The sequence below is a fragment of the Tyzzerella sp. An114 genome (assembly GCF_002161055.1).
GTDB lineage: Bacteria > Bacillota > Clostridia > Lachnospirales > Anaerotignaceae > Fimicola > Fimicola cottocaccae.
In genome coordinates this window covers 280,685-299,550 of record NZ_NFLT01000001.1, presented here as the reverse complement: position 1 = coordinate 299,550, position 18,866 = coordinate 280,685, and the positions used below count along the sequence as shown (strand labels likewise).

Below are 18,866 nucleotides of genomic sequence, written 5' to 3'. Positions count from 1 at the left end.
ATTTATAAAATTAATTTATAAAAATGTGGATTTTATAACGGATTTTTGATAATATAATACATTAAGAAAGGTGATTGTATACTTTAAACATATATTTTGTTTGAATTTGAAGTTTATTATTAATTTTTGGTATTGAAAGTTTTTTAAAATTAGTGTAACATTGTGTACTGAACAAGGACAGATGTATACACTTGGAATACAATGAGTATAAATTTTTAGAGGTGAATATAATGGAATTATCAAGAAGAGCAGAAGGTATTAAACCTTCATCAACACTTGCAATATCAGCAAAAGCATCAGAACTTAAGGCACAGGGCCTTGATATAGTTGGATTTGGAGTTGGAGAGCCTGACTTTGACACACCAGACCATATTAAAGAGGCAGCTATACAGGCTATTAAAGACGGATTTACAAAATATACAGCAGCTGCTGGTATACCTGAACTTAGAAAAGCTGTTGCTAAGAAACTTAAAAAAGACAACGGACTTGACTATGATTTTTCACAGATTGTTATAAGTAATGGTGGAAAACATGCTCTTGTCAATGCCTTTATGGCTATACTTAATGATGGTGATGAGGTAATTATACCTGCTCCTTACTGGTTAAGTTATTCTGAAATAGTAAACATTGCAGGTGGTGTTCCTGTAATAGTAAATACAAGTAAAGAAAATAACTATATGGTTACTAAAGATGAGCTTGAAGCTGCTTACACAGAAAAAACAAAAGCTTTTATACTTGTAAGCCCTTCAAATCCAACTGGTATGGTTTCAAGCATGGATGACCTTAAAATGATTGCAGATTTTGCAATTGAAAAAGATATATTTGTTGTTGCCGATGAAATGTATGAAAAACTCATATATGATGAAGATAAAAAACATATAAGTATTGCTTCTCTTGGAAAAGATATTTATGATAGAACTATACTTGTAAATGGTGTTTCAAAAAGTTATGCTATGACAGGTTGGAGAGTTGGATATACAGCTTCAAATCCTAAAATTGCAAAACTTATAAGCTCATTACAGTCACATATGACTTCAAATATAAACTCTATTGCTCAGAAAGCTACTCTTGCAGCACTTGAAGGTCCTCAGGATTGTGTAGTTGAGATGTGTAAAGAATTTAAAAAACGTCGTGACTATATTTTTGAGAGAGAAGAAAAAATACCATTTATATCAGCTTTAAAACCTGAAGGTGCTTTCTATCTCTTTATTGATGTTTCAGAAATTTATGGTAAGAAATATGAGGGAGTTGAAATTAATTCAGCTGCTGATATGGCTGCTCTCCTCATTGAGAAGAAATTTGTTGCTGTTGTTCCATGTGCAGACTTTGGTATGCCTGACCACATAAGACTTTCTTATGCAACATCTATTGAGACAATCAAAAAAGGTATGGACAGAATTGAAGAATTTGTTAACGAACTTAAATAATTAAATTTATTTTATATAAAAAAGGTGTCCTTTTTAGGACACCTTTTAATATTTATTAGATTTCTATTTTTGCTCCAAGAAGTTTTATAAATTCAGCACAGATTTTTGTATCTCCAGGCCATGCTGGTGATGTTACAAGATTTCTATCAACAACTGCTTCAGTAGCAGGAACTTCAACATATTCTCCGCCAGCCATTGTAATGTCTGGACCTACTGCTGGATATGCTGTTGCTTTGTATCCTTTTACAACATTTGCTGCTGTAAGAACCTGTGGACCATGGCATATTGCAGCAACAGGTTTGTTATCTTTGAAAAATTCCTGAACGATTTCAATTACTCTTGGATTAAGTCTTATGTATTCTGGAGCACGTCCACCTGTTATGAATAATCCTACATAATCAGCTGTATTAACACTGTCAAAATCAGCTGTTAAAGCAAAATTATGGCCTCTTTTTTCGGAGTATGTTTGTTCTCCTTCAAAGTCATGAATTGCTGTTTTCACAATGTCACCAGCTTTTTTGTCAGGGCATACTGCATCTACCTTATAGCCAACCATTTCTAAAGCCTGGAAAGGAACCATTGTTTCATAATCCTCTGTAAAGTCACCTGTAAGCATTAATATTTTTTTAGCCATAAATATATCCTCCTTTTATGTATACATTTGGATAAATTCAAAATCAGTGGAACATACTTATTTTTGAGTGTTTTTACTGAAATAGTATATTTTATCCTGTTAAAATTATACACTTTGTTTATTTATATTGCAATGGGTTTGTTTATATACTTTAAAAATTTTGTATTTTGTGTTATGATTTTAACAAAATGAAAGGGGGGTTATCATGAAAAAGAGATATAGAATTCAACCTAGCAAAGGTTCATCTTTTATGGGAATGATAATGGGAGGCGTTTTCTGTTTTGTAGGTTTATTTTTTGTCACACCTATGTTTGGAGCTTTCGGAGCTATTTGGACACTTTTTGCTGTTGTTATAACGGTTTCAAATGGCTATGCGTATTTTAAAGATAAAAATATAATGGGACATGATATAATAATTGAAGATGATGAAAAAGATTTTATTAACAGTAGTAGTTCAAAAAGTCGTCTCAATGAGATTAAAAAACTTTATGATGAGGGGCTTATAACTAAAGAGGAGTATGACAAAAAACGTAAAGAAATTATAGATAAGATTTGAATTTTTAGGCATTGAAATATTTCAATGCCTTATTTTTTTGTAAAAAATAAAATCTGGGACTTTTTTGGATTTTTTTTATTTTATTTTAATTGTACAGGGCCCTAAAAAATATAAGGAGGTTTATTTTATGGCAACTTTTACAGATTATTATAATTTGAAAAAGCCGGAAGATACAGATTTTTTTGATATTGCTGATATGAATGGAAATTCTGATATTATAGATGCCACTCTTTCAGATTTTGCAAAACAGCTTTCTGACAGTGCTTCTAAAGAGATTATGGATTGTATTGATAAAGGAGTTATGTCTCATAGATTAGGAGTTTTCGGTCAGAAAAGCGGTATTTATAAAAATCCAACATTTCTTGAAAATTTAGCTTATGATGACAATGCTTTGAATGATGCATATTGTGTCAATTTTATACTTGATGGGTTGATTGACAGTGAAATCCATATGGGAAATTTTTTTAAAAAAGTAACAGGAAGTGGAGACACTTCTTTTGATAGTCTTTCGGATATTGAGAGTGTTATATCTTCTGATACTGTTTTTGGAATAATTATGAATAATGAAAAATCTAAAAAACTTATATATGCCAGTGAAAAGGCTTTTAAAATTTTGGCTGAAAATTCTTCAGCTGTTTCTACTGTTTTGGCTGATGAAGGTTTCTTTAAGTACTTTAAAAATGACAGTCGTATTAGAGACGTTGTTTATAGTAGTAATGTTATGGCTGAAAGTATGGGAGAGAATACAGAGTTTTTAAATTTTATGTTTTCTGTGAATGAAGAAAATTATGTTGAAATTATTTCAAATAGTGAGTTTTTGGAAAAGTTATTTAAAAAACAACAGTTTAATCAGAGACTTTTATTAAATATCAATATTATCAAATATATTCTTAATAATGCTATTGCTACAAAGATTTTATGTGAAAATGAAAACGCTTGTAATACCATTTTGGGAAATGAAAGTATTATAAGCTTGTTTAAAGAAAATATAGGTTTACTTGCTCCTGTTTTGCAATATGAATATTCAACAGCTGTTTTTAAAGATAATGATGAAATTATGGTATTAATAAGCAAAAATCCAAATTGTCTTTATAATCTTGCTCTTTCTGGAGGCGAAATAGATTTTGATTTTTATAAAAATATTCAAAAATATCGTGCCAATATTCAAAATACAATTTTCACTACAAGAACAATTAAAATATTGGAATATGGTAGTGCTGAAACAGTGGGTAAAAAAGGTAAAGGTATAATTTATATGTTTAAAGGTGGCGAATCTACTCTAAGGTCAAATATAAATTTTTATGCTGATATTGAAAAAACAAAACTTTTAAAAACTATTACTTCATCGAACTATGACGATAATATGCTTGATATTGTATGTTTTGGGACATTTTTTATGGAACATTTAGGCGCTGCTACTAGAATTACAAGAAATATACTTGTTCTTATTTAAGGAGGTGATTTTTTTGATACATGATAAGTCTGTTATTAAGTCTATTCAGAGAGGAGTAGTTGCAGAGAATGTTTTGGATAGTACTTTTATAGAGATAGATATAAATCCTGTTAATCCTGAAAAAACAATAGTTATATTTAATTGTTTAAATTATTCTTCAACTAATGTACCTAATGCAACAGCTATTGCTGAACTTGTTAATGGTGATACATTAAGGATTTTTGGTAATTATATTACTAGTTACGGAATGATTATACCTAAATGTATTTGGCAGATTATAGAGTTTAATTAAACTGATTAAAGGAGTGATTTTATGTATTTTGCAAATGTTGATTTTGATGGCTATTGTATAGGGATTTCTTCTTGTGTTGACGGTAATTTGAGAAATAATCCTTATTGTGTTGGTATTGATTGTTATGATATGAGTTTTGTTGGAAGAAAGTATGATTTTGAAAATAAAATGTGGAGTGATGAGTGGAAAAATAGAACTTATGATTTTGAAAATCCTTTTGAAACTTTAGGGCAACAACAGTCTGATATTGAACTTAATCTTTTTGATGCTCAATACGAGAGAGCTTTGATTGCACAGCAGATTACAGATGTTGAGCTTGCTATATTGGAGGGAGGTATTTGATTATGAGTGATATGTTTGAAATACTTAAAAAAAGATATGAAATGAATTTTGTTAGAGATGACCAGTTAAAAAGATATGTTGAACTTGGAAAAATTACAGAAGAAGAATTTTTTGATATAACAGGTATTCCCTTTTCGGAGGTGTAATATTTGACAAAAGTTTTTGACAAAATAAATATTACAGGGGGAATTATTGTGGCTTTTCTTTCTTCTGTTTTTGGTCCGGCTTGGTTTCTTTTTATGGGTTTTCTTATTATGAATATTGTTGATTGGTTGAGTGGTTGGTACTGTGCTTATATGAGAAATGAGGAAAGCTCTAAAATAGGTGCTAGGGGAATAGTAAAAAAAGTTGCCTATTGGATTGTTATTGGAATTTCATTTTATATGGGTTTTTCTTTTGAAAAAATGGGAGATATTTTGGGAATTAAACTCCAGTTTATGAATTTTCTTGGGTATTTTGTACTTTCGAGTTATATTGTAAATGAAATAAGAAGTATACTTGAAAATTCAGTTAAAATAGGTATTGTTCTTCCTGAATTTTTAATAAAAGGTCTTGAAATATGTAGTGATATAATTGAAAATTCAGCAGATATTTCAGTTGGAGGAAAAGATGAATATAAATAAAATGTTACTTTCAAAAAATAAATATAGTAGACCAGGAATTTATATGGATAAAATAAAGGGAATAGTTATACATTATGTTGGAAATCCTAATACATCGGCGGAAGCTAATAGAAATTATTTTGAAAATCTAAAATATGGTACAAATAATATATATGCTTCTTCTCATTATATAATAGGAATTGACGGTGAAATAATAATGTGTGTTCCTGAAGGGGAAGTTGCATATCATGCTTCAAAGGCTAATTATGAATACATAGGAATAGAATGTTGTCATAAATATTCTGACGGTAAATTTAGCCATAAGACAATAAATTCTCTTGTTATGCTTTGTAAAGATATAATATCAAGATATGGAAATATGGATATAATAAGACATTATGATGTTACAGGAAAAAATTGTCCTTTATATTATGTTAAAAATACTGATGAATGGAAAAATATTTTAAAACTTATAGAGGAGGATAAAATGACTACTGATGAGGCTGTTGCTGTTTTAAAGAAAAATTTACGTCTTGAGGACAGTACAATACAATTTTTATTATGTTATAAATTTGGTGATGAACTGGTTAAGAGAATAGCACAAAATATAAAATAATATTTTAATAATAAAAACAGACAAAAGTTTTATACATTGTCTGTTTTTTTATGCAGTTATATAAAATACATGATTAAATAGCTATATATAATTACAGCCATTTTTTGTATATTTTGAATAAAATGCATTATTTATTATAAAAATATGTAAAAATATTCATTAAACCATTGACGGAAATTGTTTTTTTATGTAAACTCTTATAAATGTCTTTCTTTTTTAATAGAACGATATACTTAATTATTTTAAAATATTTTGCGTTAGGGGGATATAATGAAAATTCTGAAGAATAAAAATTTTTATAGGTTTCTTATACCATCTCTTATAGGTATATTTCTTTTTGTTACACCAATAGGAAGCAATGGAAATCTTACAATACCAGTTGCTGTTATGGCAAATGGACTTTTAAATTTTATGGGTGACAATTCTCTTACAGTTATATATGTGCTTATAAGTATAAGTGCTATTGTTACTGTTTTGCATAAAATATTTAATTTTAAAGCTTTTATTATTATAGAGCCTTTAAATAAACTTTTTTCTCCTTCACATTTTTGGTTTGGTGTTAGAATTGTAGGTTTTATATTTGCAACAATGATATATTTTGATTTTGGCCCAGAATTTATAATAAGTGATGCAACAGGGAGTCTTGTTATAAATGACCTTATGCCTATACTTGTGTGTGTATTTTTTCTTGCAGGTCTTTTGCTTCCACTATTATTAAATTTTGGACTTCTTGATTTTTTTGGAGCACTTTTAATAAAAGTTATGAGACCTGTTTTTAATCTTCCTGGAAGAAGTGCTATTGACTGTGTGGCAAGTTGGCTGGGTGATGGCTCAATAGGTGTTCTTTTGACATCAAAACAGTATGAGGAAGGCTATTACAGCAAGAGAGAGGCAACTGTTATTGCTACAACATTCTCAGCTGTAAGTATAACATTTAGTCTTGTTGTAATAAGTGAAGTTGGTCTTTCTCATATGTTTATACCTTTCTATTTGACAGTGGCTTTTGCAGGAATTGTTGCTGCTATAATAGTTCCTAAACTTCCTCCTCTTTCTCGAATACCTGATAATTTTAATGGTGAGAAAGTTTTTGTTGAGGATATACCTAAAGGATATACTCCTTCAAAATGGGGACTTGAAAAGGCTATGGAAAAGGCTAAATATAGTAGAAGTATAAAAGCTTTTTTTGTTGAAGGTTTTGAAAATGTTTTTGATATGTGGTTTGGAACACTACCTGTAATACTTGCTATGGGTACAACAGCTCTTATAATTGCAGAGTATACTCCTATATTTTCATGGATAGGTGCTCCTTTTATACCATTATATAAATTACTTCAAATTCCTAATGCTGTGGAGGCTTCTAAAACTGTTATAGTAGGTTTTGCCGATATGTTTTTACCTTCAGTTATGGCAAGTACAATTGAGTCTGATATCACAAGATTTGTTGTTGCTGCTACTTCTGTTACACAGCTTATATATATGTCTGAGATAGGAAGTATTATTATGGGTAGTAAGATACCTGTATCTTTGTTAAATCTTTTTATAATATTCCTTGAAAGAACAATAGTTACTTTGCCTATTATTGCTATTATTGCACATATTCTTTTTTGATTTTATTAAAAACAGCGGAAATATTTGTGTTTTACGCTGTTTTTTAAATTTTTATGTTGATTAATTATTTAAAATATTGTAAAATCTTCATTTAGATGAGCAAAATAGTATAGTTATATTTATAGAAAGGAAAGAGTATATGTTAACAAGCAAACAGAGAGCATATCTTCGTGGACTTGCAAATCCTATTGATACAATTTTTCATGTAGGAAAAGCAGGTGTTACTCCAGAGCTTACAGAGGCTATTGATAATGCCCTTGAGGCAAGAGAACTTGTTAAGGCTAATGTTCTTGATAATAATCTTCTCGGTGCTAGAGAAGTTGCTGAAACTATTGCAGGTAGAACTCATTCTGATGTTGTACAGGTTATAGGAAATAGATTTGTACTTTTCAGACAGTCAAAAACAAAGCCTGTTATAGAATTACCTAAAAAATAATTTGTAAATCGTCGTTTCTTTTTTAAGAACGACGTTTTTTAATGATTTTGTTTGAATTAATTGAAGTTTAATAGTATACTTTAATTTGTAGTTAAAATTTTAAAATATATGGCTTTTATGCTTTTTGGGGGAATAAAATGTACAGTGAAAAGGAACAGCTTAAAAACTATAAAAGTATAGGCATTATGGGTGGAACTTTTGACCCTATACATTATGGTCATCTTGCTACTGCTGAGGCGGTTTTACATCGTTTTAATATGGACAAGATTATTTTTATGCCAACAGGACATTCTTATATGAAAGAAGATGATGTTGGAGAGAAAGTTACACCTAATGAACAAAGATTTATGATGACAGCCCTTGCAACTATAAGAAATAAAAATTTTCTCACATCAAGAATTGAGATTGACAGAAAAGGAAAGACATATACAGTTGATACAATAGAAGAATTAAAAAAAATGTGTGGTCCTGATGTGCATATTTATTTTATAACAGGTGCTGATGCTATTGAACAGATAATGAGCTGGAAAAATCCCGAAAAACTTTTCAGTTTATGTGATTTTATAGCTGTTACCCGTCCGGGATATAAAAAAAATAAACTTTATGAAGAAATAGGGGAAATTATGGGCAAATATAAGGGAAGAATATATTATATGCAGGTTCCAGCCCTTGAAATATCTTCTTCTGATATAAGAAAACGTGTTGCTGACGGTCAGCCTATAAAATATCTTCTTCCTGAAAGTGTAGAGGAATATATAGAAAAATTCGGTCTTTATAAAAAACCTGTTAAATCTGAGGTGAAATTTATGCTTGATAAGAGTGTTATGCAGGAAAAATTGCAGTCCTCTTTATCCATAAAAAGATATATTCATACTATGGGTGTTGTTAAGGAAGCAAAAAAACTTGCTAAAATATATGGTGATAGTACTGTTGTTGAAAAAGCACAAGTTGCTGGACTTTTACACGATTGTGCAAAGGATTATCCAGCTGACCTTAAAAAGAGACTTTGCAAAGAATATCATATTGAATTAAATGATATTATGAAAGAACAGATTGACCTTGTTCATCCTTTCCTTGGTGCTGAGGTTGCAAAGAGAGAGTATCTTGTAGATGATGAGGATATACTTGATGCTATAAAATATCATACAACAGGTAGAAAAAATATGTCTCTCCTTGAGAAGATTGTTTTTATTGCAGATTATATTGAGGAGAATAGAAAACCTTTTGAAGGTCTTGAGGAGGCAAGAAGACTTGCTTATATAGACCTTGATTTGGCTATGAAATTTATACTTGAACATACAATAGACTATGTTGAGGAAAGAAAATTAAAGCTTCATCCGTTATCTGCTGAAGCTTTAGAATACTATAAGAATAAATAATGAAAACAAGGAGGAATTTTATGATTAATACTTTAGAAGCAGCAAAAATCGCAAGAGAAGCTCTTGAAGATAAAAAAGGTGAGGACATTAAAGTTCTTGATATAAAAGGACTTTCAAATATAGCAGATTGTTTCGTTATTGCCAGTGGAAATAATCCAAATCAGCTTAGAGCTATGGCTGATGAGGTTGAAGAAAAACTTTTTAAAGAGGGATATAAACTTCATCACTCAGAAGGATATACAGGTGGAACATGGATATTACTTGATTTTGGTAATCTTCTTATACATCTTTTTAATAAATCTGAAAGAGAGTTTTATAGCCTTGACAGAGTTTGGGGAGACGCAAAAGAAATGTAATAAATTTTTATGCCGGTTTTTACCGGCATTTTTTGCAGATTTATATATAGTTTAAAAAATATGGAAAGGAGAGGTTTTATGTCAGGAAAAATACTTGTTGCTATTGAGGGAATTAACGATGAACATAAAAAAATAATTGAGAAAGCTGGAGAAGGAAGAGAAGTTATATATATTAACCCTTCAAATGTTAATGAAGAAATTTTAAAAGATATAGAGATAATTGTTGGAAATATATCTGTTGATGATATTTCAAAATCTAGCAATCTTAAATTTATACAGCTTGAAACTGCTGGAGCTGATAAGTATATAAACTGTGATTTTATAAAAGATAATAATATTATACTTTCAAATGCAACAGGTTCCTATGGTGTTGCAATAGGTGAGTACATGGTAGGAGCAATTCTCTATATGATGAAGAATTTTGATGGATATAGAAAATGTCAAAAAGAACATAGTTGGACAGATTTGGGGCAGGTTAAATCAATATATGGCTCAAAAGTTCTCATACTTGGACTTGGCGATATTGGAGGAAGTTTTGCCAAAATTATAAAAACTATGGGCGGATATACAATAGGTGTTAGAAGAAAAGATGCACGTAAACCTGAGTTTATAGATGAACTTTACATGACAGAGGATATTGATAAACTTATACCTTGTGCTGATATTATTGCTATGAGTTTGCCGGGAACACCTGAAACATATCATATTATGGATGAAAGACGTCTTAAATTAATGAAAAAAGATGCTTTTATTATAAATGTAGGTAGAGGAAATGCCATTGATACAAAGGCTCTTTATGATGTAATGAAAGGTGGTCATATTGCAGGTGCTTTTCTTGATGTTACAGAGGTAGAACCTTTACCTTCTGACAGTAATTTATGGGATGTTGAAAATATTTTTATAACTCCTCATGTTTCTGGTGGTCATCATATTAAAGAGACTTTAGACAGAATTGTAAATATTTCAGCAGAAAATATATGTAATTATATAAATGGAAAAGATATAAATAATATTGTAGACTTTAAAACAGGATATAAAACTTTAAAATAATAATTTGACATTGGATAAGACATTAGATAGCAATTTTATTGGTGTGAAAAGGTGTGATAAAAATGATAATGGGGATATTATTATTTGCCAGTGTAATACTTCTCTGTATAGGAGCTACAAGATTTTCTGATAAATTCGGAATGCCAGCCCTTCTTCTTTTCATGATGCTTGGAATGATTTTTGGTTCTGATGGAATATTTAAAATAAGTTTTAGTGATTATACACTTACAGAAAATGTATGTAGTTTCGTTCTTATATTTATTATGTTTTATGGCGGTTTTTGTACAAAATGGTCTGTTGCAAAACCTGTTGTAAAAAAGGCTGTTGCTTTATCTACAATAGGCGTTTTGTTGACTGTAATGGGAACGGCTGTATTTTGTAAATTTGTATTGAATGTGGAATGGAAAGAAAGTTTTCTTATAGGTTCAGTTTTAGGTTCAACAGACGCGGCTTCTGTTTTTTCAATACTTCGTTCAAAAAAATTAAGTTTGAAGGAGGGTTCATCTTCAATACTTGAAATTGAAAGCGGAAGTAATGACCCTTTTGCTTATATGTTGACAGTAATTGCTATAAGTCTCATGAATTCTGGAGAAAATGTATCTGTTATAAGTGTAGTGTTTTCTCAAATAGCCTATGGAGTTGTTATAGGTGTTGCCGCAGCTATTCTTGCTGTAAAATCTTTAAGAAAATTAAACTTTTCGGCAGATGGTCTTGATACTATATTTATAATAGCAGTTGCTCTTATATCCTATTCCGTTCCTTCTCTTATAGGTGGAAATGGATATTTAAGTGTTTACATAACAGGTATAATTATGGGTAATAGTCCTATAAATAATAAAAAAGGAATAATACATTTCTTTGACAGTATAACTGGAATTTCTCAAATAATACTTTTCTTTATACTTGGTCTTCTTTCATTTCCACATAAAATGGGAACAGTTATAATTCCGGCTCTATTAATATCAATATCTATGATTTTTGTAGTTCGCCCTATTGTTGTGTTTTTAATATTAAAAATCTTCAAATGTAGTACAAAACAGTGTCTTTTAATATCATGGGCTGGAATAAGAGGAGCTGCATCAATAGTTTTTTCAATAATGGCTCTCGTTTCAGGAATTAGTATGAAATATGATATATTCCACATAGTTTTTGTTGTTTCATTGATATCTGTATCATTTCAAGGAGCACTTCTTCCAAAGGTTGCGAAAACTCTTTCAATGGTAGACTATGATGAAGATGTAGGAAAGACTTTCAATGACTATCAGGAAGAAGCTGAGATGACTCTTATGAAAATGTATATACCTAAAGGTCATAATTGGGAAAATAGAAAGATAGAGGATGTAAGTATGCCTTATGGCTCTTTGGCTATTATGATAAAAAGAGGGGAAGAAAATATTATTCCTAAAGGAGATACAATAATATATGCCGGTGATAGTATAATCTTGAATGTTCCTTACTATACAGAGACATCGGATGTTTTCCTTAAAGAAATTATTGTTGATAAGACGAGTAAGTGGAAAGATAGAAAAATTTCAGAGATTGATTTTTCTGATAATAATACTCTTATTGCTCTTATAAAGAGAGGAAATGAAAATATTATTCCTAGTGGTAAGACTGTAATACATGAAGGGGATAAAGTTATTTTTTATAGTTAAATTTATTTTTAATTGGAGGTAAATATGGAAATAAGATTGCAAAAATACCTTGCTGATGCAGGTATTGCTTCTAGAAGAAAAGCGGAAGAACTTATACAGCGTGGAAAGGTTGCTGTTAATGGAAAAGTTGTAACAGAGCTTGGAACAAAGGTTGATGATAAAACAGATACTGTAACATATAATGGAAAAGTTGTTAATATAGAAAGAAAATACGTTTATATTATGCTTAATAAGCCAGAAGGTTTTGTTACAACAGTTAAAGACCAGTTTAACAGACCAGCTGTTACAGACCTTGTAAAAGTTAAAGAGAGAGTTTTTCCAGTAGGTAGACTTGATTATGATACATCAGGACTTCTTATTTTAACAAATGACGGTGATTTGACTTATAAACTTACACATCCCAAACATGAAGTTGAGAAGACATATATTGCTAAACTTTTTGGAACTCCTGATATAAATGATATAAATAAATTTAAACATGGTGTCCATGTTGATGGAAGAAAAACACTTCCTGCTAAAATAGAGATTATTGAAAAAGAAGAAAAATATTGTTATGCAAAAATTACTATAAAGGAAGGCAGAAATAGACAGGTAAGAAAAATGTGTGATGCTATAAAACACCCTGTTGCTATGCTTAAGAGAGTTGCCACTGGTGATTTGGAGCTTGGTGACCTTCCAAAGGGAAAATATAGATATTTGACTGAAAAAGAAATAAGATACCTTAAAAATCTTTAAAATATTTTTAATAGAACTGAATTAAAATTCAGTTCTATTTTTTTGTATAATATTTGAAAAAACCTTTAAAAATCCCTTTTATCTTGAATAGATATTGTTATTGCATTATAATATGAAAGATATAAAAGACAATTAAGAAGGCGGTTAATATGAGAACTAAAATATATTTTATACGACATGGTGAAACTGTCTGGAATACTGAAAAAAGATATCAGGGTTGGACTGATATTGAACTTTCTCCTGTTGGTTTAAAACAATCAGAGCTTTTAGGTGAAAGATTTAAAAATATAAAATTAGATAAAATATATGTTTCACCTTTAAAAAGAGCTAGACAGACAGCAGAGCCTATGGCTAAAGTTTTGGGAATTGAACCTATAATAAGTGAAAGTTTTAAGGAAATAAATTTTGGTGAGTGGGAAGGAGGAACTGTTGACGAGCTTAAAGAAAAATATGGTGATACTTTTATAAAATTCTTTGAAAATCCTGCTTTTTATCCTTTCCCTGGTGATGGTTCTTTTGAAAATGTTGAAAAAAGAATGGCAAAAGGACTTGAAAAAATTCTTGTTGAGGATAAAGGAAAGAGTATTGCAATAGTTTCCCATGGTGGTCTTTTAAAAATATTATTCCTTTATATTATGGGACTTCCTGGGGATTTTTATAGAAAAGTATGGATTGACAATACTGGTATATCTTTAATAGAGATATTTGACAATGGAAAACCTCGTCTCAGAACTTTTAATGACATAGCACATCTTGAAAATTTTAATTTTAAATAGGTGATATAAATAATGGGAAAAATAATAGTTGTAGGTGGAGGTGCAGCTGGTCTTATTGCGGCAGGTCGTGCCGCTGAAAATGGCCATGAGGTGCATATCTATGAAAAAAATAATAGACTTGGAAAGAAAATATATATAACAGGAAAAGGCAGATGTAATGTTACAAATGCAGGGGATATTGACGATTTTATGGAAAATATTCCGGGAAATCCTTATTTTATGTACAGTGCATTCTATACCTTTGACAATAAAGCTACAATTGAGTTTTTTGAAAATCTTGGAGTTAAAACAAAGGTTGAAAGGGGAAACAGAGTTTTTCCTGTGTCTGATAAGGCGGGAGATATTGTTGCTGCCCTTGAAAAATATGTTAAAAAGAATAAAGTTAAACTTCATCTTGAAAGCTGTGTAAAAGATATACTTTCTGAAAATGGAGTTGTAAAAGGTATAAGACTTGCTAATGGTAATGAAATTACTGCTGATGCTGTTATTGTGGCAACAGGTGGACTTTCATATCCGGGAACAGGTTCTACTGGTGATGGATACCGTTTTGCAAAAGATATGGGACATACTGTTACAAAACTTTATCCTTCTCTTGTGCCTTTAAGAGCTAAAGAAAATTGGTGTCAAAGACTTATGGGACTTAGTCTTAAAAATATATCAATAGTAATTAAAAATAATAAGGGAAAAGCTGTTTATAAAGATTTTGGAGAAATGCTTTTCACTCATTACGGTGTAAGTGGCCCTGTAATATTAAGTGCAAGCCGTCATCTTTTGGGAAAACTTGATGAGGGTAATACTCTTATAATAGACCTTAAGCCGGCTTTAGATGAAAAGAAACTTGATGAGAGACTTTTGAGAGATTTTGAAAAGTATATAAATAAAGACTTTAAAAATGCTCTTGATGACCTTCTCCCACAGAAACTTATACCTGTAATAATAGACCTTTCAAAAATTTCTCCTGAAAAGAAAGTCCATGATATAACAAAAGAGGAGAGAAAAAATCTTTGTAGACTTATAAAAGGTCTAACATTAACAATAACAGGTACAACAGGATATAATGAGGCTGTTGTGACAAGTGGCGGAATTAATATAGATGAGTTAAATCCTGCTACAATGGAATCAAAAATAATAAAAAATCTTCATTTTGCCGGTGAGGTTATAGATGTTGATGCTTATACTGGAGGTTTTAATCTTCAGATAGCTTTTTCAACAGGTTATTGTGCCGGTATGTATGCTTTGGAGGAATAAGGGGGAATATTTTAATGTCAGTTGTATGTATAAGAGGTGCTATAACAGCACAGGAAAATACAAAAGAGGAAATTTTGAAAAAAACAGAAATTTTACTTAATGAGATAAACAAAGAAAATAATATAAAAGATGAAAACATTGTTTCAATAGTTTTTACTATGACAAAAGACCTTAATAAGGTTTATCCTGCTGTTGCTGCAAGAAAAATTGGTATAACACAGGCAGCTTTGCTTTGTTATCAGGAGCTTGATATTGAGGGAAGTCTTGAAAAATGTATAAGAGTAATGTATACCTGTGAAATGGATTGTAAACAGAAAGATGTAAAACATATTTATCTTGAAGGTGCTAAAGTTTTGAGACCTGACCTTGCAAAATAACAGGAAAGAAGGAAATTTTATTATGAAAAATATTGCTGTTGCAGTAGATGGACCTGCCGGAAGTGGAAAAAGCACTGTTGCAAAACTTATTGCTAAAAATATGAATATTGTATATATAGATACAGGAGCTATGTATAGAACTGTTGGCCTTTACTGTATTGAAAATGGTATCGACACAAAAAATGAAAAAGCTGTTTGTTCTGTACTTGATGATATTAAGATGGATATAAAAGCCCAAATGGGTGGTCAGACTATATTTTTAAATGGTGTTGATGTTACTTCAAAGGTTAGAACTCAAGAAGCTGGTCGTGCTGCTTCTGATGTGGCTGTTATACTTGCTGTAAGAGAAAAACTTGTCCAGATACAGCGAAATATGGCTAAAGGTACATCTGTAATTATGGATGGTAGAGACATAGGTACAAATGTACTTCCAAAGGCTGAAGTTAAAATATTTTTAAATGCCAGTGTTGAGGAGAGAGCAAAAAGACGTGTGGGCGAACTTTTGGCTCTTGGTGAAAATCCTGATTTTGATGAAGTAAAAGAACAGATAAGAAAAAGAGATGAAAACGATACAAACCGCAAACATAATCCTTTAAGAAAAGCTGAAGATGCTGTTGAGATTGATACAACAGGAATGACAATAGATGAGGTTATAGATAAAATTTCAGATATTATAAGAGAAAAAATTAGTTGATGGAGGTTAATATGTTTTATAATATAGCAAAATATGCCTTGAGACTTATGTATCTTGTTATGTTTAGAGTTGAGGTTAGAGGTAAAGAAAATATACCAAAAGACGGTCCTGTTATAATATGTGCAAATCATAGCAGTAATTTTGACCCTATTTCTGCAGCTATATATGTTAAAAGACCTGTAAATTTTATGGCCAAAAAAGAACTTTTTGGAAATAATTTCATGAAAAAACTTATGTATAGTCTTCATGCTTTCCCTGTTGATAGAGAGGCTGCTGATATGAAATCTTTTAAAACAACTCTTGAAATACTCAAAAAAGGTGAAGTTTTGGGAATATTTGCACAGGGTAAAAGAGTAAAAGAAGGTGAGACAGCAGACCCTAAAGCTGGAGTTGCTCTTTTTGCATTAAAGGGAAACGCTGTTGTTATACCTGCGGGAATTTCAGGAAATTATAAACTTTTTTCAAAAGTTAAAATAAATTATGGAAAACCTGTAAATCTTGATGAATACAGAGGAAAACGTGCAAGAACTGAAACTCTTGAAAAGATAACAGAAGAAATTATGTCTGAAGTTGAAAAACTTAGAAAGGAGCCATAATTTTATGGAAATTACTGTTGCAAAATCTGCCGGTTTCTGTTTTGGAGTAAATAGGGCAATACAAGCTTGTTATGATGAAATAGGAAAAGGAAAAATATATACTTATGGTTCTCTTATTCATAATAAGGAAGTTACAAAAGATTTAGAAAATAAAGGTGTTAAAATTATAGAAAGTCTTGATGGTATTGATGAAGGTACTGTAATAATACGTTCTCATGGTGTTGGAAAGTTTTTATATGATGAATTTGAAAAAAAAGGAATTAGATATATTGACGGAACTTGTCCTTTTGTAAAAAAAATCCATAACATAGTAAAAGAGAATTATGACAATAATAATAACATTATAATTGTAGGAAATCCAAATCACCCTGAAGTTATGGGTATAAATGGTTGGTGTGATAACTCTGCAACAATTATAGAAAATGTTGAAGATGTAGAAAATATATATTTTGACAATGATAATGATACTGCTGTTGTTGTTCAGACAACATTTAGAGGTTCAAAGTTTAATGATATAACAGAAGCTATAAAATCTCATATATCAAATGTAAAAATTTACAATACAATATGTTCCGCTACTGATGAGAGACAGCGTGAAGCCGTTGAACTTTCAAAGAAAGTTGACAAAATGATTGTAATAGGTGACAAGGGCAGTTCAAATACACAAAAACTTTACGAAATATGCAAAAAATATTGTCAGAATACATATTACATTGAAACTATTTGCGATTTAGTGTTGAATATTTTCAGTTCTAATGATAAAATAGGAATAACTGCTGGTGCATCAACCCCATCAGCAATAATTAAGGAGGTAATTAGTACTATGAGCGAATTCGAAACTCGAAACGGAAATATTGAGGAAGGGGAAGAACTTTCATTCCAGGAATTACTGGACCAGTCTCTTGTAAGTTTACACACTGGCGATATAGTTAAAGGAACAGTTATTAGTGTTGTGAATGAAGAGGTTTCTGTAAACCTTGGATATAAATCTGACGGAATCATCTCAAGAGGAGAATTCAGCAGTGATGTTAACGTTATCCCAAGCCAGGTTGTAAAACCAGGAGATGAAATAGAAGTATTTGTTATTCGTGTAAATGACGGCGAAGGAAACGTATTACTTTCAAAGAAACGTATTGAAGCACAGAAAGGCATGGAAGAAATCGAAAAAGCTTACAATGAAAAAGCTGTTGTTACAGGTAAAGTAGTAAGCGTTGTTAAAGGCGGACTTATAGCTGTTGTTAATGGTGTTCGTGTATTTATACCATCTTCACAGGTTTCAAATAAATTCATTGATGACCTTAGCGTTTTCAAAGACCAGGAACTTTCATTCAATATTATCGAGCTTGACAGAGCTAAAAACCGTATAATCGGTGGACGTAAAGCTCTTATTGAAAAAGAAGCTAACGAAAAGAAAGCTGCTTTATTTGATTCTATCGAGGCTGGAAAGAAAGTTACAGGTACTGTAAGCAGACTTACAGACTTTGGTGCTTTCGTTGACCTTGGTGGAGTAGACGGACTTATCCACATTTCAGAAATGTCATGGGGACGTATCTCAAATCCTAAAGACGTATTAAAAGAAGGACAGACAGTTGAGGCTATCGTTCTTGACGTTGACAAAGAAAAAGGAAAAATTTCTCTTTCACTTAAAGATGCTGACAGCAACCCATGGAAAATAGCTGTTGAAAAATATGCTGTTGGAACAGTTGTTGAAGGTAAAGTTGTTCGTATGGTACCATTTGGTGCATTCATCGAACTTGAACCAGGTGTAGACGGACTTGTTCACATCTCTCAGATTGCTGAAAAACACGTTGTTAAACCTGAAGATGAACTTAAGATTGGTGAAACAATCAAAGTTAAAGTTCTTGAAGTTAATCCAGAACAGAAAAAAATCAGCCTTTCAAAGAAAGCTGCTGAAGCTCCAGCTGTTGAGGAAGCTAAAGTAGAGGAAACACCTGCTGAATAATTATTAAAAAATACATTTTATAGTGTTATTTAGACTGCCGTACATTTTGTGCGGCAGTTTTTTTATTGAAT

General features: G+C 30.8%; 22 protein-coding genes. 21 read left to right on the top strand and 1 reads right to left on the bottom strand.

The features are described 5' to 3' along the window. Window positions 1–230 precede the first annotated feature (230 nt). Entirely contained in the window at window positions 231–1,427 is a 1,197-nt protein-coding gene (locus tag B5E58_RS01310) for a pyridoxal phosphate-dependent aminotransferase (RefSeq protein WP_088107872.1), read from the top strand. Window positions 1,428–1,482: 55 nt separating this feature from the next. On the opposite strand, the gene B5E58_RS01305 is transcribed toward B5E58_RS01310, so the two are convergent. Further along, complete coding sequence (locus B5E58_RS01305; protein ID WP_088107871.1) at window positions 1,483–2,061, bottom strand: DJ-1/PfpI family protein; 579 nt, start codon at window positions 2,059–2,061, stop codon at window positions 1,483–1,485. 205 nt (window positions 2,062–2,266) lie between these two features. On the opposite strand from B5E58_RS01305, the gene B5E58_RS01300 reads away from it, so the two are divergent. The 20 genes from B5E58_RS01300 (at window position 2,267) to B5E58_RS01205 (ending at window position 18,795) form a co-directional block, all read left to right on the top strand. Then, on the top strand, window positions 2,267–2,617 hold the full coding sequence (locus tag B5E58_RS01300) for an SHOCT domain-containing protein (protein ID WP_088107870.1): 351 nt from the start codon (window positions 2,267–2,269) through the stop codon (window positions 2,615–2,617). A gap of 127 nt (window positions 2,618–2,744) precedes the next feature. Then, window positions 2,745–4,070 (top strand): hypothetical protein, encoded by a 1,326-nt coding sequence (locus tag B5E58_RS01295; protein ID WP_088107869.1) that lies wholly within the window; start codon window positions 2,745–2,747, stop codon window positions 4,068–4,070. A 13-nt stretch (window positions 4,071–4,083) separates the two neighbouring features. Beyond that, on the top strand, window positions 4,084–4,362 hold the full coding sequence (locus tag B5E58_RS01290; protein WP_088107868.1) for a hypothetical protein: 279 nt from the start codon (window positions 4,084–4,086) through the stop codon (window positions 4,360–4,362). A gap of 21 nt (window positions 4,363–4,383) precedes the next feature. Next, the gene (locus tag B5E58_RS01285) at window positions 4,384–4,704 is read left to right on the top strand and encodes a hypothetical protein (RefSeq protein WP_088107867.1); all 321 of its coding nucleotides are present in this window, start codon (window positions 4,384–4,386) and stop codon (window positions 4,702–4,704) included. A 2-nt stretch (window positions 4,705–4,706) separates the two neighbouring features. Further along, window positions 4,707–4,850, top strand: a complete 144-nt coding sequence (locus B5E58_RS01280) for an XkdX family protein (protein ID WP_242956567.1) — start codon at window positions 4,707–4,709, stop codon at window positions 4,848–4,850. Between the two features lie 3 nt (window positions 4,851–4,853). Next, a complete protein-coding gene (locus B5E58_RS01275) occupies window positions 4,854–5,327 on the top strand; it encodes a phage holin family protein (protein WP_088107866.1) in 474 nt (157 codons plus the stop codon). Then, window positions 5,314–5,922 (top strand): peptidoglycan recognition protein family protein, encoded by a 609-nt coding sequence (locus B5E58_RS01270; RefSeq protein WP_088107865.1) that lies wholly within the window; start codon window positions 5,314–5,316, stop codon window positions 5,920–5,922. Before B5E58_RS01275 ends, B5E58_RS01270 begins: the two co-directional genes overlap by 14 nt. 270 nt (window positions 5,923–6,192) lie before the next feature. After that, window positions 6,193–7,530 (top strand): YjiH family protein, encoded by a 1,338-nt coding sequence (locus B5E58_RS01265; RefSeq protein ID WP_088107864.1) that lies wholly within the window; start codon window positions 6,193–6,195, stop codon window positions 7,528–7,530. Between the two features lie 139 nt (window positions 7,531–7,669). After that, window positions 7,670–7,966: a ribosome assembly RNA-binding protein YhbY gene (gene yhbY, locus B5E58_RS01260; protein ID WP_088107863.1), complete on the top strand. Its 297-nt coding sequence runs from the start codon at window positions 7,670–7,672 to the stop codon at window positions 7,964–7,966. Between the two features lie 137 nt (window positions 7,967–8,103). Further along, window positions 8,104–9,345, top strand: a complete 1,242-nt coding sequence (gene nadD / locus B5E58_RS01255) for a nicotinate-nucleotide adenylyltransferase (RefSeq protein ID WP_088107862.1) — start codon at window positions 8,104–8,106, stop codon at window positions 9,343–9,345. A gap of 20 nt (window positions 9,346–9,365) precedes the next feature. Further along, window positions 9,366–9,701 (top strand): ribosome silencing factor, encoded by a 336-nt coding sequence (gene rsfS / locus B5E58_RS01250; protein ID WP_088107861.1) that lies wholly within the window; start codon window positions 9,366–9,368, stop codon window positions 9,699–9,701. Between the two features lie 78 nt (window positions 9,702–9,779). Next, window positions 9,780–10,751, top strand: a complete 972-nt coding sequence (locus B5E58_RS01245) for a D-2-hydroxyacid dehydrogenase (RefSeq protein WP_088107860.1) — start codon at window positions 9,780–9,782, stop codon at window positions 10,749–10,751. Window positions 10,752–10,813: 62 nt separating this feature from the next. After that, window positions 10,814–12,406 carry a potassium/proton antiporter gene (locus B5E58_RS01240; protein WP_088107859.1) on the top strand — a complete coding sequence of 531 codons (1,593 nt, stop codon included), beginning with the start codon at window positions 10,814–10,816 and terminating at the stop codon, window positions 12,404–12,406. A 24-nt stretch (window positions 12,407–12,430) separates the two neighbouring features. Further along, a complete protein-coding gene (locus tag B5E58_RS01235) occupies window positions 12,431–13,141 on the top strand; it encodes a pseudouridine synthase (RefSeq protein WP_088107858.1) in 711 nt (236 codons plus the stop codon). A 149-nt stretch (window positions 13,142–13,290) separates the two neighbouring features. Then, entirely contained in the window at window positions 13,291–13,917 is a 627-nt protein-coding gene (locus B5E58_RS01230; protein ID WP_088107857.1) for a histidine phosphatase family protein, read from the top strand. A 12-nt stretch (window positions 13,918–13,929) separates the two neighbouring features. Next, entirely contained in the window at window positions 13,930–15,165 is a 1,236-nt protein-coding gene (locus B5E58_RS01225; protein WP_088107856.1) for an NAD(P)/FAD-dependent oxidoreductase, read from the top strand. A 14-nt stretch (window positions 15,166–15,179) separates the two neighbouring features. Further along, on the top strand, window positions 15,180–15,542 hold the full coding sequence (aroH, locus tag B5E58_RS01220; RefSeq protein WP_088107855.1) for a chorismate mutase: 363 nt from the start codon (window positions 15,180–15,182) through the stop codon (window positions 15,540–15,542). Window positions 15,543–15,564: 22 nt separating this feature from the next. Beyond that, window positions 15,565–16,236, top strand: coding sequence for a (d)CMP kinase (gene cmk / locus B5E58_RS01215; RefSeq protein WP_088107854.1), 672 nt, complete (start codon window positions 15,565–15,567; stop codon window positions 16,234–16,236). A gap of 11 nt (window positions 16,237–16,247) precedes the next feature. Next, window positions 16,248–16,832, top strand: a complete 585-nt coding sequence (locus B5E58_RS01210) for a lysophospholipid acyltransferase family protein (protein WP_158097632.1) — start codon at window positions 16,248–16,250, stop codon at window positions 16,830–16,832. 4 nt (window positions 16,833–16,836) lie between these two features. After that, on the top strand, window positions 16,837–18,795 hold the full coding sequence (locus B5E58_RS01205) for a bifunctional 4-hydroxy-3-methylbut-2-enyl diphosphate reductase/30S ribosomal protein S1 (RefSeq protein ID WP_088107852.1): 1,959 nt from the start codon (window positions 16,837–16,839) through the stop codon (window positions 18,793–18,795). The last annotated feature ends 71 nt before the right edge of the window (window positions 18,796–18,866 follow it).

Bases quoted from the DNA above. Each gene is read 5' to 3' on its own strand.
- B5E58_RS01310 (WP_088107872.1), top strand. From the start codon at position 231: ATGGAATTATCAAGAAGAGCAGAAGGTATTAAACCTTCATCAACACTT.
- B5E58_RS01305 (WP_088107871.1), bottom strand. From the start codon at position 2,061: ATGGCTAAAAAAATATTAATGCTTACAGGTGACTTTACAGAGGATTAT.
- B5E58_RS01300 (WP_088107870.1), top strand. From the start codon at position 2,267: ATGAAAAAGAGATATAGAATTCAACCTAGCAAAGGTTCATCTTTTATG.
- B5E58_RS01295 (WP_088107869.1), top strand. From the start codon at position 2,745: ATGGCAACTTTTACAGATTATTATAATTTGAAAAAGCCGGAAGATACA.
- B5E58_RS01285 (WP_088107867.1), top strand. From the start codon at position 4,384: ATGTATTTTGCAAATGTTGATTTTGATGGCTATTGTATAGGGATTTCT.
- B5E58_RS01280 (WP_242956567.1), top strand. From the start codon at position 4,707: ATGAGTGATATGTTTGAAATACTTAAAAAAAGATATGAAATGAATTTT.
- B5E58_RS01270 (WP_088107865.1), top strand. From the start codon at position 5,314: ATGAATATAAATAAAATGTTACTTTCAAAAAATAAATATAGTAGACCA.
- B5E58_RS01265 (WP_088107864.1), top strand. From the start codon at position 6,193: ATGAAAATTCTGAAGAATAAAAATTTTTATAGGTTTCTTATACCATCT.
- yhbY (WP_088107863.1), top strand. From the start codon at position 7,670: ATGTTAACAAGCAAACAGAGAGCATATCTTCGTGGACTTGCAAATCCT.
- nadD (WP_088107862.1), top strand. From the start codon at position 8,104: ATGTACAGTGAAAAGGAACAGCTTAAAAACTATAAAAGTATAGGCATT.
- rsfS (WP_088107861.1), top strand. From the start codon at position 9,366: ATGATTAATACTTTAGAAGCAGCAAAAATCGCAAGAGAAGCTCTTGAA.
- B5E58_RS01245 (WP_088107860.1), top strand. From the start codon at position 9,780: ATGTCAGGAAAAATACTTGTTGCTATTGAGGGAATTAACGATGAACAT.
- B5E58_RS01240 (WP_088107859.1), top strand. From the start codon at position 10,814: ATGATAATGGGGATATTATTATTTGCCAGTGTAATACTTCTCTGTATA.
- B5E58_RS01235 (WP_088107858.1), top strand. From the start codon at position 12,431: ATGGAAATAAGATTGCAAAAATACCTTGCTGATGCAGGTATTGCTTCT.
- B5E58_RS01230 (WP_088107857.1), top strand. From the start codon at position 13,291: ATGAGAACTAAAATATATTTTATACGACATGGTGAAACTGTCTGGAAT.
- B5E58_RS01225 (WP_088107856.1), top strand. From the start codon at position 13,930: ATGGGAAAAATAATAGTTGTAGGTGGAGGTGCAGCTGGTCTTATTGCG.
- aroH (WP_088107855.1), top strand. From the start codon at position 15,180: ATGTCAGTTGTATGTATAAGAGGTGCTATAACAGCACAGGAAAATACA.
- cmk (WP_088107854.1), top strand. From the start codon at position 15,565: ATGAAAAATATTGCTGTTGCAGTAGATGGACCTGCCGGAAGTGGAAAA.
- B5E58_RS01210 (WP_158097632.1), top strand. From the start codon at position 16,248: ATGTTTTATAATATAGCAAAATATGCCTTGAGACTTATGTATCTTGTT.
- B5E58_RS01205 (WP_088107852.1), top strand. From the start codon at position 16,837: ATGGAAATTACTGTTGCAAAATCTGCCGGTTTCTGTTTTGGAGTAAAT.